8 protein-coding genes are annotated in these 15,187 nt (G+C 72.0%); 5 read left to right on the top strand and 3 right to left on the bottom strand.

Features of this window, described 5'->3' with window-relative positions; all coding sequences use genetic code 11:
• Positions 1–697 precede the first annotated feature (697 nt).
• Positions 698–1,771, top strand: a complete 1,074-nt coding sequence (locus tag NQZ70_RS06595) for a VCBS repeat-containing protein (RefSeq protein ID WP_237245100.1) — start codon at positions 698–700, stop codon at positions 1,769–1,771.
• Between the two features lie 30 nt (positions 1,772–1,801).
• Here the strand turns inward: NQZ70_RS06595 and NQZ70_RS06590 are convergent, their stop codons facing one another.
• Entirely contained in the window at positions 1,802–4,270 is a 2,469-nt protein-coding gene (locus tag NQZ70_RS06590) for an ATP-dependent helicase (RefSeq protein WP_129573446.1), read from the bottom strand.
• 178 nt (positions 4,271–4,448) lie between these two features.
• Here NQZ70_RS06590 and NQZ70_RS06585 point away from each other — a divergent pair, with 178 nt between their 5' ends.
• Positions 4,449–8,138, top strand: coding sequence for a P1 family peptidase (locus NQZ70_RS06585; RefSeq protein WP_272827998.1), 3,690 nt, complete (start codon positions 4,449–4,451; stop codon positions 8,136–8,138).
• A gap of 199 nt (positions 8,139–8,337) precedes the next feature.
• On the opposite strand, the gene NQZ70_RS06580 is transcribed toward NQZ70_RS06585, so the two are convergent.
• The gene (locus NQZ70_RS06580; protein WP_020733235.1) at positions 8,338–8,715 is read right to left on the bottom strand and encodes an STAS/SEC14 domain-containing protein; all 378 of its coding nucleotides are present in this window, start codon (positions 8,713–8,715) and stop codon (positions 8,338–8,340) included.
• Positions 8,716–8,997: 282 nt separating this feature from the next.
• Positions 8,998–10,239, bottom strand: a complete 1,242-nt coding sequence (locus tag NQZ70_RS06575; protein WP_237245099.1) for a glycosyltransferase — start codon at positions 10,237–10,239, stop codon at positions 8,998–9,000.
• Between the two features lie 274 nt (positions 10,240–10,513).
• Here NQZ70_RS06575 and NQZ70_RS06570 point away from each other — a divergent pair, with 274 nt between their 5' ends.
• Genes NQZ70_RS06570 through NQZ70_RS06560 form a run of 3 tightly spaced genes read left to right on the top strand, consistent with a single transcriptional unit; the run spans position 10,514 to position 15,131 of the window.
• Positions 10,514–11,602, top strand: a complete 1,089-nt coding sequence (locus NQZ70_RS06570; protein WP_129573443.1) for a Gfo/Idh/MocA family protein — start codon at positions 10,514–10,516, stop codon at positions 11,600–11,602.
• Positions 11,599–12,609, top strand: coding sequence for an NAD(P)-dependent oxidoreductase (locus tag NQZ70_RS06565; RefSeq protein WP_129573442.1), 1,011 nt, complete (start codon positions 11,599–11,601; stop codon positions 12,607–12,609). The genes NQZ70_RS06570 and NQZ70_RS06565 overlap by 4 nt, the downstream gene beginning before the upstream one ends.
• Entirely contained in the window at positions 12,606–15,131 is a 2,526-nt protein-coding gene (locus NQZ70_RS06560; protein ID WP_129573441.1) for a hypothetical protein, read from the top strand. Before NQZ70_RS06565 ends, NQZ70_RS06560 begins: the two co-directional genes overlap by 4 nt.
• Positions 15,132–15,187 lie beyond the last annotated feature (56 nt).

Raw genomic sequence — 15,187 nt, 5'->3', positions numbered from 1 at the left:
GGGGTTCGGCCCCCGCCGGAACCGGTCCTGCAGGGGTGGGAGTGGCGGTCGACCCTCCCGAGAGGTGGCCTTGCACCTGATCGAGGGGGGGTTCGACCCCCTTCACGTCTGGCCGGACACCTGGTCCCGAGGGGGTTCGACCCCCTTCACGTCTGGCCGGACACCTGGTCCCGAGGGGGTTCGACCCCCTTCACGCCTGGCCCGGCATCTGGTCGTGTGGAGGTCGACCCCCGCGGGACCTGGCCAGCAAGACCCACGCAGGCCGCGCCAAGCACGGGTGGTACCTACTTCGAACATGGAAGGCGGGAAGAGAAGATCGATGATCTCCCCGCCTTCATGTGAATCACTCCGGGGCCATTGAGGCCACCACCCGACGACGACCTTCCCCTCGGCTGTGGACATGCTCGCGCCGCTGGTTGCGCCCGGAACAGCCCGACGGCCCGAGTCGTCGAATGGCCCGGGCGCCGTGGGCAGAGGCGATCTCCCCCGATGCCCTCGACGCCCCGGTGATTCTCGTCTTCCGAGGGCGATCCCCTGTGCGCGCAACGCCGGGGTTCGGCGCGGAGGCGGGCGCCGGATGGAATGGACCGGCATTTGCCGCCTTTCCCGGCGCGTGAACCGCGCGCCCACGGGCGGAGGCCGGGCGGCCGGACATCGCCGGCGGCCATGCACCACACGCGCGGCAGGAGAGGCCCGCGTGAGAACGTCCATGAATGTCGTGATGGCGCTGTGTGTGGCCGCCACGCTCCCTGCGACGGGCGGCTGTGCGCGCGGCGACGGCCTGGACGACGAGGGCCGCTCCATCGCGCCTGCGGCCCCACCCCCCGGCGCCACGAGGCAGCGGCGCGACGGCCGCGGTTGGAAGATCACCCAGACGGCCGACTTCAACGCCGACAGGATGGCGGATGTGGTCTGGTACGACGCCGAACGAAACCGGATCGCCGTGTGGTTGATGAACGGAAGCGACCTCCTGGCGCCCGGACCGTTCATCCCGGGGCCCGGCGGCGACGGCTGGCTCGTCTGGGCGAACGATTTCGACGCCGACAACATGGCGGACCTGCTCTGGTCCCACGACGAGCGGAACCTGATGGCGGTCTGGCTGATGGACGGCAGCCGCCTGCGCGCGCCCGGACCGTCCATTCCGGGGCCGATCGCCGATGGCTGGATCGCCCTGCCCGGCGATTTCGACTTCGATCGAATGTCGGATGTGCTCTGGATCAATGCCGAGCACAACCGGATGGCGGTCTGGCCGATGAACGTCACCCAGCCGCTCGCGGCGATGCCCCCGATCCCGGGGCCGATCGGCGGCTTCGCCTTCGGCTTTCCGGTCGACGTCAATTTCGATGGAATGGCGGATGTGGTCTGGAACGATATCGAGCGGAACCTGCTGCGGGTCTGGCTGATGCACGGAAGTCGACCGCTCGTGGAAGGGCCGGCGATCCCCGGGCCGATCGGCGACGGCTGGGTCGCCGCCGGCGTGGGCGACTTCAACGCCGACGGCATGCTCGACGTGCTCTGGAGCAACCAGGAGAGAGGGCTGATGGCCGTCTGGATGCTGGAGGGGACCCAGCTGCTCGCGGCGGGACCCGTGATCCCGGGGCCGATCGGCGACGGCTGGGAAGCGCGCGCCGCCGGCGACGTCAACCTGGATCGGATGGCGGATGTGATCTGGCAGAGGGCCGGGACGGGCGAGATGACCGTGTGGCTGATGGACGGGAGCCGCGTCCTCGCGCCGGGGCCGGTGATCCCGGGCCCTCACGGCGGCGGCTGATCGGCCGCCGCCGGTCGTCGCGACGCGCCCTCACGATCCGGCCCGCAGGAACGCCGCCTTGATCCGCTTCTTCCCCCACCCCGAGAACTTCACCGTCGCGATCGGATCCGCCCCCGGGTCCACGCTCTCCACCACGCCCGGCCCGAACCGCTCGTGGAACACCCGCATCCCGCGCCGCAGCGCCATCCCCTCGCCGCCCTCGCCCCCCGCGTCGACCGCCTCCCGCTCGACGTACCGCTCGCCCGGCGCCCGCTCCACCCGGTCCACGCCGCGCGCCGCCGGCGACCTCGCCGCCTCGCCGTCCCGCGCGAACCGCGACCACGCGAGCCGCTCCTCGGCCTGCGCCGCGGGCCGCCGGCCCTCCCACGAGCCCCGCCCCTCCCACGCGCGCTCCCCGGAGCCGCCGAACCTCCCCCCCGACGCCGCGTACCCGCCGCCCCCGACGTCGACCCGACGCTGCGCCATCATCGCCGTCGGCGTCGCCATCGGGCGCACCGACGCCGGCGGGAGATCCGCGAGGAACCGGCTCGGCAAGCAGTAACGCGTCTGGCCGAAGATCGCCCGCCGCGCCGCGTGCGTGATCCACAGCCGCTCCCGCGCCCGCGTGATCGCGACGTACGCGAGCCGGCGCTCCTCCTCGATGTCGCCCTTGCGGTTCGGATCCTGGCTCCGGAACGGGAACAGGTCCTCCTCCATGCCGGTCAGGAACACCGCGTGGAACTCCAGCCCCTTCGCCGCGTGGATCGTCATCATCGCGACCTTCGGCATGTCCACGAGCGCGTCCACGTCCGACACCAGGCTCACCCGCTCGAGGTAGCCCTCGAGCGTCGCGTCCTCGCCGGCCGCGATCGCCTCCTGCTCGTAGTCCACGAGCGACTGCACGAGCTCGCGCAGGTTCTGGAGCCGCGCCTCGGACTCGACGCTCTCGTCCTGCTCGAGCATCCGCGCGTAGCCCGACCGCGCGAGCACCTCCTCCGCGAGCGCGCTCGGCGACGCGCTCCTCGCCTCGGTCATGAGCCCCTGGATCAGATCGCGGAAGCCGAGCAGGCTGCGCTTCGCCGCCGTGGCGAGCGGCTCGAGCTTGCCCCCCGGCATCGCCGACGGCGGCACGCGCCCCTCGATGAGCGGATCGATCGCCTCGAAGAGCGACACGCCGAGCAGATCCGCCGCCTGGATGAGCTTGTCCACCGTGCTCTGGCCGATCTTGCGCGCCGGCACGTTGATGATGCGGTTGAGATCCACGTCGCTGCGGGGGTTGGCCACGACGCGCAGGTACGAGAGCAGGTTCTTCACCTCCGCCCGCTCGAAGAAGCGCGTGCCGCCGATGATCTGGTACGGGATGCGCGCCTCGCGCAGCACCTCCTCGAGCACGCGCGACTGCGCGTGGATCCGGTAGAATACCGCGATCTCGTTCGGCGACACCCCCTGCGCGATGAGCTCCTTGACGCACTCGACCACCCACGCGGCCTCGTCGTGCTCGCTGTCGGCCGCGACCACGTCGATCTGCGGGCCGTCCGCGTTCGCCGTCCAGAGCTCCTTCGGCTCGCGGTCCGACGCGTGGCGGATCACGCCGAGCGCGCCGCGCACGACGTGCCCGACCGAGCGGTAGTTCTGCTCGAGCTTCACCACCGTCGCGTGCGGGAAATCGCGCCGGAACCCGCGGACGATCCGCACGTCGGCCCCGCGCCAGCGGTAGATGCTCTGGTCGTCGTCGCCGACCACGCAGAGGTTGTCGTGGGCCTTGCAGAACGCCCGGACGAGCCGGTACTGCACCTGGTTCACGTCCTGGAACTCGTCGACGAGCACGTGGCGGAAGCGCGCCCGGAGATCTTCGCCCGCCAGGCTCGTCGGGTCCTCCGCGATGCGGAGCACGGAGAGCAGCAGATCGTCGAAGTCCACCGCGTTCGCCGCCTTGAGGTGCCGCTCGTACGCCTCGAAGCACCGCGCGATCGCGTCGTCGAAATAGCCGTTCCGCTCGAACTCGCCGGGCCCCCGCCCCTCCTGCTTCTCGGCGTGGATGCGCGAGAGCACCTGGCGCGGCGGGTAGCGCCGGTCGTCGAGGTTGAGCTCCTTGAGCACGCGGTTCATGACGGCGCGCTGGTCGTCGTCGTCGTAGATGACGAAGTTCTTCTCGAGCCCGGCCGCTTCGTGGTGCCGGCGCAGCAGGCGGGCGCACACGGCGTGGAACGTGCCGACCCAGAGGTCCTTCACGATGTCGGCCCCGATGAGCCCCTCCAGCCGGCGCTTCATCTCGGTCGCCGCCTTGTTCGTGAACGTCACCGCGAGGATCCGGTAGGGCGGGACACGGTGCGTCACGATGAGGTTCGCGATCCGGTACACGATGACGCGCGTCTTGCCGCTCCCCGCGCCCGCGAAGATGAGCAGCGGCCCCGCCGCGTGGCGGGCCGCGCGCGCCTGCGGCTCGTTCAGCTCCTCGTGGGGGAGGCCAGGCTCGGGCGGCGGAGAGCGGTCGGCGTCGGGTGCGGCAATACGATCCACACGGGGTCGCTAGCACGACCATCGCGCGAGCGGGAGCCCGGCCAGCCCGGAGACCGCCGCGCCGTTGCCCCGTTTTTTCCGCCGCAAAAAAGGCGCGCTCGCCGTAATCTGCCCCGCGCGTGCGCCGCCGACAGGGCACAGGAACGACGCGGCCCGGACGAGCGGCCCAGGAGAGATCATGCGCATCGCGCTCACGCACAACCTGAAGATCACGGGGTCCGCCGAGGAAGCGGAGTTCGACAGTCCGGAGACGATCGCCGCCATCGCCGGCGCGCTCGAGCGGGCCGGGCACGAGGTGGAGCGGATCGAGGTCAGCGGGCCGGCCTCCCGGGTCCTGGCGCGGCTCGAGGCGCTCCAGCCGGACCTCATCTTCAACACGGCCGAGGGCCACAAGGGCAAGACGCGCGAGGCGTTCTATCCGTCGCTCTTCGACGAGCTCGGCATCCCGTACACCGGCTCCGACGCATACACGCTGAACGTCGCGCTCGACAAGTCGCTCACGAAGCGCGTCCTCGCGAGCTACGGCGTCACGACGCCGCGCGCCCGCCTCGTCAACCGGACCACCCTGGAGAGCGGCGCCCTCGACGACGTGAGCTTCCCGGTCATCGTGAAGCCGAACTTCGAGGGCTCCTCGAAGGGGATCTTCCGGGAGTGGAGCGTCTGCGAGGACGCGTACCACCTCGCCGAGGTGGTCGAGCGGCAGCTCGCGCGCTTCGAGGCGGGGCTGCTCGTCGAGCACTACATCGCCGGCATCGACGTCGCGTGCGCCTTCGTCGACGGCCTCAAGGAGGCGAGCGGCGCGCGTCCGAGCGCCGCGGGCATCCCCGAGGGGGTCCTCACGCCCATCGAGTTCGTGATCGATCCCCAGGTGGCGGGCAGGCACAACGTCTACGACTTCAACCTGAAGCACGCGAAGCCCGAGCACGTCACGCGCCGGCCCGCGCAGCTGCCCGCGGCGACGATCGAGCGCATCCGGTCGCTCACCGCGCGCGTCGTGCGCGCCCTCGACCTCAAGGACCACGCGCGCTGCGAGTTCCGGGTCACGCCGTCGTCGAAGCGCGGCCTGGACCACGACGTGCACTTCCTCGAGGTCGACGGGCTGCCCACGCTCCAGCCGGGCGCCAGCGTCTTCGTGGCCGCGGCGCAGCGCGGCGTCGACTTCGACGGCGTGATCCGGGCCATCGTGAGGAGCGCCTGCAAGCGGCGCGGGCTCCTGCCGCTCCTGGAGAGCACCCCGCCGCGCCGGGCGAAGCGGACCGCGCTCCGCGTCGGCTTCACCTACAACATGAAGCGGAGCGACACGGTCGCGACCGACGGGGGCCCCGGCAAGGGGGGCGCCGGGGCCGCGTACGACTCCGAGGCCGAGTTCGACTCGCCGCGCACCATCCAGGCGATCGCGAGCGCCATCGAGAGCTACGGCCACACCGTGGTCCCGCTCGAGGCGACCCCGGATCTGCCGCGCGCGCTCGGCGCCTCCGGGGTCGACGTCGTCTTCAACATCGCCGAGGGCCTGCGCGGCCGCGGCCGGGAGGCGCAGGTCCCGGCGCTCTGCGAGCTGCTCGGCATCCCCTACAGCGGCTCGGACGCGACCACGCTCTCGCTGGCCCTCGACAAGGGGCTCACGAAGCAGATCCTGCGGGCCGCCGGCATCGAGACGGCCGAGTGGCAGGTGGTCACGACCGGGCGCGAGAAGCTGAAGCCGTTCCGCTACCCGGTGATCGTGAAGCCCAACGCCGAGGGGACCTCGAAGGGGATCACCTCCGCGTCCGTGGTCAAGGACGAGGCCGCCGCGCGCGCCGCGGCGAAGCAGCTGGTGGATCGCTATCACCAGCCGGCGCTCATCGAGGAGTACATCGCGGGGCGCGAGTTCACCGTGGGCCTGCTCGGGGAGCGGCGGCCGAAGGTGCTGCCGCCGATGGAGGTCGTCTTCGTCGACCCGCCCTCGTACCCCGTCTACGGCTACGACGAGAAGCAGTCGGACACGCCGCGGGTGCGCTTCGAGTGCCCCGCGCAGCTCACGCCGTCCGAGCTCCGCCGCATCGAGAAGGTCGTGCGCGACACGTTCGCGGCCCTCGCCTGCCGCGACGTGGCGCGGGTCGACCTGCGCATGGCCAAGGACGGCCGGGTGTACGTCATCGAGATCAACCCGCTGCCCGGCCTGACCCCCGACTTCAGCGATCTCTGCGTGATCGCGAAGGTGGCGGGGATGGATTACCGCATGCTGATCGGCGAGATCATGGCCGGCTGCCTCAAGCGCCACCGCGACGCCCGCGCAGCGACGCCGCAATCCGCGGGCGCCCTCGCTGCTGCGCCGCAGGCCGGGGGTGCCCTCGCCGCCGCGGCCCCTGCCGCCGCGGGCGCGGCGGGCGCCTCGCCGGCGTCCGAGCCGGCCCCGCAGGCCGCGCACGCCGCGCAGGCTGCGCCGGCCCCGCAGCCCGCGCCGGCCCCGCAGCCCGCGCCGGCCCCGCAGCCCGCGCCGGCCCCGCAGCCGCGCCGGCCCCGCAGCCGCGCCCCGCAGCCGCGCCCCGCAGCCCGCGCCGGCCTCGCAGCCCGCGCCGGCCCCGCAGGCCGCGTCCGGCCCCGCGCTCGCCGGGCCGGCGCCGCTCGCGGCGGAGCAGCCTCCATCGTCGGCGGCATCGGTCGTGGAGCGCGAGGTCGCCGGCCCGTGAGCGCGCCCTCGATCTCGATCAGGCGCCCTCGGCTGCGCGATCTCGGCGTCGCGATCGGCCGCTTCCCCACCGGTCCCGAGAACGCGATCACGGACGTCGCCGGGGTCCGGGTCCACCACGTGACAAAGGTCGAGGGCGAAGGCGAGCTCCTCCCCGGCATCGGCCCGGTGCGCACGGGCGTGACCGCGGTCATGCCCGCCGAGGGCGACATCTTCCTGGATCGGGTCTTCACCGCCAGCTACGTGCTGAACGGCGCCGGCGAGGTGACCGGCCTCGCGCAGATCAACGAGTGGGGCCTCTGCGAGACGCCGATCCTGCTCTGCAGCACGCTCTGCGTCGGCCGCGTCCTCGACGCGACCGTCGCGTGGCTCTCGCAGCGCCACCCGAAGATCGGCAAGGAGTACGACGTCGTGATCCCGGTCGTCGCCGAGTGCGACGACAGCTATCTCAACGACGCCGTGGGGCGGCACGTGACGCAGGCCGACGTCGACGAGGCGCTCGACAACGTCCGCGGTGGTCCGGTGGCCGAGGGGTGCGTCGGCGCCGGCACGGGCATGCAGACCTTCCATTTCGCGGGCGGGATCGGCACCTCCAGCCGCGCGGTCCCGGTCGGCGGGGTCGACTCCATGGTCGGCGCGCTCGTGCTCTCGAACTTCGGCGATCGCGAGCTGCTCCGGGTCGACGGGGTCCCGGTGGGCCGGCTCATCAGCGATCGTTTCACGCACGTCCCGCGGCGGGGCCCTGCCGGCTCCATCATCGTGCTCGTGGCCACGGACGCTCCGCTCATCCACCGCCAGCTCGCGCGCCTCGCGCGTCGCGCCGCGCTCGCGATCGGCCGGACGGGCGGGTACGCGGCCAACAACTCGGGGGAGATCGTCCTCGCGTGGAGCACCGCGAACCGGGTGCCTCGCGTCGCCACCGAGCAATGGAGCGCCCCGCGGTCGAGCCGCTCGCTCAGCGTGCACCCCCTCGCGCCCGGCCGGCACATGGCCGAGCTCGTCCTCGACACCGAGGTCGACGGCCTTTACGAGGCCACGGTCGACGTGGTGGAGGAGGCGATCCTCAACGCCATGTGCGCGGGCGCGGACATGATCGGCCACAGCGGTCATCACGCGCCCGCGTTGCCGCTCGACGCGGTGGCCGAGGTCCTCGCGCGCTACCGCCCGCCGCACCCGTGCGACCCGCCTCCCCTGCGCTAGCGCGGCGCTCCCCCCGCTCCTGGTGCACGGACCGCAGAGCTGCGGTCACCCCCCGCTCCTGGTGCACGGACCGCAGAGCTGCGGTCACCCGCACAGGAGACGGGCCCAGATCGGCGTTTTCGGCGCGGAAGCGCACTCTCGTGCGCTGAGCACCGAAAACGTCGAGGTGGGCCCGTATCCGAAGCGGGTGGCCGCAGCTCTATTCGGGATCGCCGTGGAGCAGCCACTCGTGGGCTGCGTCCTCGTCCCAGAAGCGCCGGAGCACCTTGTCCGTGCCGCTCTCGCGCGCGACGCGGTTGAGCTGGAGCGCGACGATGTCGCTCTCGATGATCTCGGCCACGCGCATCACCCCGAGCTCCAGGCCGAACTCCTGGACCGCGCGGATCTTCTCCGCCACCTCGGGGGACATCGGCCGGAAGCCCCGCACATCGGCCTTGATCTTGATCTCCCGCCCCTGGAGGCCCTCGCACGCCTTCCTCAGCTCGCTGACGAAGTTCTCCATCTCTTCGAGGCGGACGCGCCCCTCGAGGACGAAATCCACGATGGAGTGGATCCGGTCGACTTTGATCTCGAACACGTTGGGGGACCTCCTGCCGGTTCCCGAAGGGGCGGGATGGGGCCGCGTGATCATACCCCGGATCGCGCGGCGCGAGCCCCGGGATCGCGCCGCGCGCGCCGCGGCGATGCTGGTGGTCGGCCGTGGGGGAGCGCGGACGGCGCCGCTCCGGCGCGGCGCGGACGGTGTGGTTTTCCTGGAAAGACGCCGCCCGGGGCGCCGCGCCCTGCGGGGCTCACGCGCGGCGGGAGCGCGCCGGGCGCCGTGCCTCCCGGGCGCCGGCGCCCCGCCGCGCGCGGCGGCTCACGCCGCGCGCGCCTCGCCGGCGGGCGACTTGCCCCGCCCGCGCCGCGCGGCGATCGCCTGCTCGTAGATCGCCGGGTACCGCGAGAGCAGCGTGGGCCACTGCCGCTCCTTGAGGATCCACTCCCGCGCGCTCTTGCCGACCCGCTCGAGGCGCTCCGGATCCTTGAGCGCCTCGACGCAGCGCCGCGTGAGGTCGGCGCTGTCGCCCGCCTTGAAGACGAACCCCGTCTCGCCGTAGCGCACGAGCTCTCCCATCGCCGGCACGTCGCTGACCATCACCGGCCGGGCCATGGACATCGCCTCGAGCGGCTTCAGCGGCGTGGTGAGCGCGGTCGTCCGGGTCCGGATGCGCGGATACACGAGCAGGCTCGCCATCGCGTAGATGTTGAACACCTCGTCGTGCGGCACCCGCCCCGTGAACGTCACCTTGGACTCCACGCCTCTCTCGCGGGCGAACGCCTTGAGCTCCATCTCCTGGCCGCCGGCCCCCGTGATGACGACGTGCGCGTCCGGGATCTCCCGCGCGATGTCGCCGATCGCCGCGATGAGCGTCTGGAGCCCCTCGTACGGCTGGAACGTGCCGACGTACCCGATGAGCCTCTTCCCGGCGAGCCCGAAGCGCTCCCAGGCCCCGGGCGGGGCCTCCCGCGGCGCGAACTTGTCCGAGTCGACGCCGTTGCCCACCACGTAGAGCGCGTCCGCGCTGCGCACCCGCGGCGCGACGGCGTTCTTCAGGCTCTCGCAGATCGTCACCGTCGCGTCAGCGTACTTGTAGACCACCGTCTCGAGGCCGGCCGCGATCTTGTAGGGCACCGAGTCCTCGGCGAACTTGCCCCGATCGACCGAGGCGTTCTCCCAGAGGTCGCGCACCTCGTAGACGAGCGGCAGCCCGAAGCGGCGCGCCGCCGCGAGCGCCGGCAGCCCGACCAGCATCGGCGAGTGCGCGTGCACCACGTCGGGCTGGAACTCCCGAATCGCGTCCTCGACGCGCGCCTCGAGCGCCCGCACGAGCGAGAGCTCCCGCACGAGCGGCAGCTTCTTGCCGGTAGGCTCGCGCGTCCGCCAGTAGGAGATGCCGCCGATCTCCTCCTTCAGCGCGTCCCCGGATCCCTGCTGCGCCGACGTCACCACCGCCGGACGCATCCCGTGCTCGGCCTGATGCTTGACGATGTAGTCGCTGCGGATCGTGTACCCCGCAATCACAGGCAGCGACGTATGAAGAACATGAAGCACGCGCACGAATCACCACCCTTCTTTACGATGATGCGCCGCGCAGCCTACCCGAGGCCGCCGCGACCGTCACGAGGCTCGTCCACGCCGAGGGGCCTTCGCGCCGCGCTCGACGCGGACGCACGACCTCGACGCCGTCGCCTCGCCTGGCGGGCCCGCGCGCGGGCTGGCCCGCCCCGCCGCGGCCCCGCTGCGATCGCCGCGGGCCGGCCAGCCGCGCGCGGGGTGACGACCCCGAGAGCCTAGCTCTCGCCTGCCCCGTTGCGGTACGCTCCGCCGCCCCATGACCCTCAAAATCGCGATCGTCGGCTGCGGCAAGATCGCCGACGGCCACATCGAAGAGATCCAAAAGATGCCGGAGCGGGCTCGGGTCGTCGCCGTATGCGACCTGGAGCTCCTGATGGCCGAGCAGATCGCGGTGCGCTACGGCATCCCGAGCCACTACGACTCGTTCGACCGGATGCTCGACGTCGAGAAGCCCGACGTCGTCCACATCACCACCCCTCCGCAGTCGCACCTGTTCCTCGCGCGGCGGGCCATCGAGGCGGGCGCCCACGTCTACGTGGAGAAGCCGATTGCGCTGAACCTCTCGGACGTGCGGCGCCTCATCGAGCTCTGCACCGCGGCCGGGAAGAAGATGACCGTCGGCTGGGAGTACAACTTCGATCCGCCGGCGGTCGAGATGCGGCGGCTCATCGGCGAGGGCGTGCTCGGCGAGCCCGTCCACGTGGAGAGCTGCTTCGGCTACAACCTCTCCGGCCCCTTCGGCGCGGCGCTCCTCGGCGACGGCTCGCACTGGGTCCATCGCCTCCCGGGCAAGCTGTTTCACAACAACATCGATCACCTGCTGAACAAGATCGTCGAGTTCGTCGACGACGAGCAGCCGAAGGTGACCGCCACGGCCTACGCGCTCCGGGAGAAGCGGTTTGGCGACGCCCGCGACGACATGCTCGACGAGCTCCGCGTCACGGTGCAGGGCGCGCGCGTCAGCGCCTACGGGACGTTCTCGTCGCACGCGCGGCCGCCCGGGCACTTCCTCCGCGTCTACGGCACGAAGAACACGCTCCACGTCGACTACACGAGCCGCACGGTCACGCTCGACGCGTCGCCGAAGCTCCCGAGCGCCATCGGGCGCGTCGTCCCCGCCTTCGATCAGGCCCTCTCGTACCTGCGCGAAGGGGGCAAGAACGTGGCGCGGTTCGCCCGCAGCGACTTCCACTTTTTCTCGGGGATGAACCGCCTGTTCGGGCTCTTCTACGACAGCATCACGCGGGGCGCGGAGCTGCCCATCTCGTACCGGGACATGATCCGGGTCGCGTGGATGATGGATGAGATCTTCCGGCAGGCCCCGCAGGAGAAGGCGCGCACATGAAAGTCCTTGTCACCGGCTCGAACGGCTTCCTTGGGTCGGCCCTCGTCGACCGGCTGCTCGCCCACGGCGAGACCGACCTCCGCTGCCTCGTCCGCCCCGCGAGCAACCGCGCGCGGCTCGAGGAGATCGAGCAGCGCCGCGGCGTCCCCCTCGAGGTCGCCGTGGGCTCCCTCGCCACGAAGGAGGCCGCCGAGCGCGCCGTCGAGGGCGTGGACGTCGTCTACCACGTCGCCGCGGCCATGGGCGGCGCGCCCGCGGACATGTTCCTGAACACCGTCGTCGCCTCGAAGAACCTGCTCGAGGCGCTGGTCCACACCGGGCGGTCGCCGCGCGTCATCCTCATCAGCTCCTTCGGCGTCTACGGCGTGGCCGACCTCCCGCGGGGGTACATCGTCGACGAGAACACGCCCCTGGAGACGAAGCCCGCGCAGCGGGATCTCTACTCGCAGGCGAAGCTCCGGCAGGAGAAGCTCTTCTGGGAGTACCAGGCGCGCTACGGCTTCCCGCTCACGGTGCTCCGCCCCGGCGTCATCTACGGCCCGGGCGGCAACGCCTTCTCCAGCCGCGTCGGGATGAGCCTGTTCGGCGTGTTCCTGCACCTCGGCGGCAGCAACATCCTCCCGCTGTCGTACGTCGACAACTGCGCCGAGGCGATCGCCGTCGCCGGCCGCAGCGAGGTCGCGAAGGGGCAGGTCTACAACGTCCACGACGACGACCTGCCCACGGCCGACGTCTACCTCGCCCGCTACAAGCGCGAGGTGAAGCCGATCCGCTCGATCAAGGTACCGTATTTCGCCCTCACCGGGATATCGAAGCTCGTCGAGCGCTACCACGCCTACTCGAAGGGGCAGCTGCCGGCCATCTTCACGCCCTACAAGTCCGCGACCTCGTGGAAGGGGAACCGGTTCGACAACACGAAGCTGAAGGCGCTCGGCTGGAAGCAGCTCGTCTCCACGGAGGAGGGCCTGCAACGGACGTTCGCCTACCTCCGGGAACGCGCGACATGACGCGTCGGCCGTCGTTCGCGCCGCTCGCGCCGCTCGCGCCGCTCGCGCCGCTCGCCCTGGCGCTCGGCCTCGCGGGCCTCTCCGCCGGCTGCGACCGGCGGATGACCCCGGGGCCCCCGGCGGTCCACAGCGGCGCGGACCCGCAGACGCAGGCCGGCGCCGCGGCCCTCCAGGCGGCGGCGCCGGGCGTCGCGGCGCAGCGCTTCGAGGGGCCGCCGGCCCCGCCCGCCTCGCCGGTCACGGGGCACCCGCGCCTCTGGGTGCGCGCGGCCGACCTGCCGAAGCTCCGGGCGCGCGCCACGCCGGCGAACCCCATGTTCAAGGAGCTCGCCGCCGTCGCCGCCGAGGCCGCGGCCGGGATGGACAAGGGCGGCATCCCCTCCGAGGGCGACTGCGAGTTCAGCCGCGTCTACTGCGAGGCGCACGCCGAGCTCTTCGCCTTCATGTCGCTCGTCTCGAGCGACGAGGCGGCCCGCAACGACTACGCCGCCCGCGCGCGGAAGATCCTCCTCCACATCGTCGACCGCGTGAACAAGGGGGATCCGAAGGACCCCTTCAACCACCCCAAGTTCTCGACCGGCGACCGCGCCCGCTGGGCCGGCGAGTCGTTCGGCCTCACGGTCGACTGGATCTACGGGTACCTCTCGGCCCAGGACAAGGCGGCGATACGGCCCGTCTTCCTGCGCTGGGCGGAGGAGCAGCTGAAGTCGTCGACGACGAGCCACGACCACCCCGAGCCGGTGGGCAAGCTGAACGACCCGGTCCTGCTGAAGGAGCCGCGGAAGCGCAGGTACGCCGTGAACAACTACTTCACGTCGCACATGCGCAACCTCGCGCTCCTGTCGCTCGCGTTCGACGAGGCCGACGATCCGCCGGCCCCGAACCACAAGGGCACCTACCCGCGGCTCAGGGACTACTTCGCCAACGTCACCGGGGCGTGGCTCTACATGACCGACAGCGTCCTCCGGAACGACGCGCGGGGCGGCGCGCCGCCGGAGGGCTTCCAGTACGGCCCCGCGACGCTCGCCTACGTGAGCCAGACGCTGCTCGCCATCCAGACGTCCGGCGAGGCCGATCCGGCGAAGTGGGGCCCGCAGGTGCACCTCGACGGCAACCCCTTCTGGCACGAGTTCATCCCGGCCCACCTCCACAGCCTGAGCCCCGCCGCGCCGGCGGGGCGGATCGGGCCGACGCACGAGGCCGCGTGGACGGGCGACGGCCAGCGCTACGAGTACACCGATCACATCGACCCGTTCGCGGCGCTCGGCCTGCACGCCCAGAACGGCGGCAACGCCGAGCGCCTCAACGCGCTGCGCTGGATGGCCATCCACGCGGGCCCGGGCGGCGCCTCCGGCCTCGCGCGGCGCGCCCGCTCGCAGCTCGGCCAGGTCCACAAGCGCCACTCCATCCTGTACTTCCTGCTGCTCGACCCGGCGGTCACCCCGACCGATCCGCGCCCCTCCCTCCCGCTCACGCACTACGGCCCCGGCCTCGGCCAGGTGTTCGCGAGGACGAGCTGGGGCCCCGAGGCGGCGTGGTTCCAGTTCCAGCTCGGCTGGGAGCACATCGACCACCAGCACGGCGACGGCCTCAGCTTCGGCCTCTACCGCGGCGGCGAGTGGCTCACGAAGGAGCGCATCGGCTACGGCGCCTTCTTCGGCAACTCCGAGCAGCACAACACCCTCGCCGTCGAGAACGACAGGAACCGCCGCTACGACGACCCGAACCGCGGCACCTTGTGGCAGCGCGGCTCCCAGTGGCCGCTCGTGCACACGCACGATCCCCGGGTGCTCGCGAAGAGCTTCGCCGAGGGCTACGTCTACGTCCTCGGCGACGCGACCCCGCTCTACAACTCCGACTACGAGGACATCCACGACGTCACGCACGTCAGCCGCTCGCTCGTGTGGCTCAAGCCGGATCACCTCGTCATCTACGATCGCGCCGCGACGGGCAAGGAGGGGCGGTTCAAGCGGTTCTTCCTGCAGACGCCGAGCCCCGCGCAGGTCGCGGGGAAGCTCGCGACCGTCACGACGCCCAAGGGGCAGAAGCTCTTCGTGACCGCGCTGCTGCCGGAGAGCGCCGTCCTCGTGGCCGAGCCGTACAAGCCGACCGGCACCTGGGACACGAAGCCTGCCGAGTTCGAGCCGATGCTCGCGACCCTCAGGACCGAGCCGCCGGCGCCGATGCCGAAGGACGCGCGCTTCCTCCACGTCATCGAGGGGGCCGCCGCGGGCGCCGCGGCGCAGCCGGCGACGCTCGTGCGCACGAAGCAGGGCACGCCGTACGCGGGCGCGGCCGTGAAGGGCACCCTGGTCCTGTTCCCGGTCGCGCTGGGCGCCGTGTCCCAGGTGCAGCTCACCTCGCTGCCCGGCGTCACGAGGCACCTCGTCACGGGGCTCACCCCCGGCGCCTCGTACGACGTGATCAGGAAGCCGGCGGCAGGCGGGGACGAGATCGCGATCCGTCCAGGCTCAGGCCCCAACGCCGCCAAGGCCGACGAGGGCGGCGTCCTCGCGTTCTGAGCCGGTCGGCTTGTCCCCGGCGCGCCGCGCTGCGATAATTTAGCTTCCCCGCCCAC

Origin of the sequence: Sorangium sp. So ce836, from assembly GCF_028553905.1 — a bacterium.
Taxonomy (GTDB): domain Bacteria; phylum Myxococcota_A; class Polyangia; order Polyangiales; family Polyangiaceae; genus Sorangium; species Sorangium cellulosum_D.
This window is presented reverse-complemented; position numbering and strand designations above follow the sequence as displayed.

Coding starts and splice junctions, on each gene's coding strand:
- NQZ70_RS06560 (WP_129573441.1), top strand. CDS start 12,606: ATGACGCGTCGGCCGTCGTTCGCGCCGCTCGCGCCGCTCGCGCCGCTC.
- NQZ70_RS06570 (WP_129573443.1), top strand. CDS start 10,514: ATGACCCTCAAAATCGCGATCGTCGGCTGCGGCAAGATCGCCGACGGC.
- NQZ70_RS06565 (WP_129573442.1), top strand. CDS start 11,599: ATGAAAGTCCTTGTCACCGGCTCGAACGGCTTCCTTGGGTCGGCCCTC.
- NQZ70_RS06585 (WP_272827998.1), top strand. CDS start 4,449: ATGCGCATCGCGCTCACGCACAACCTGAAGATCACGGGGTCCGCCGAG.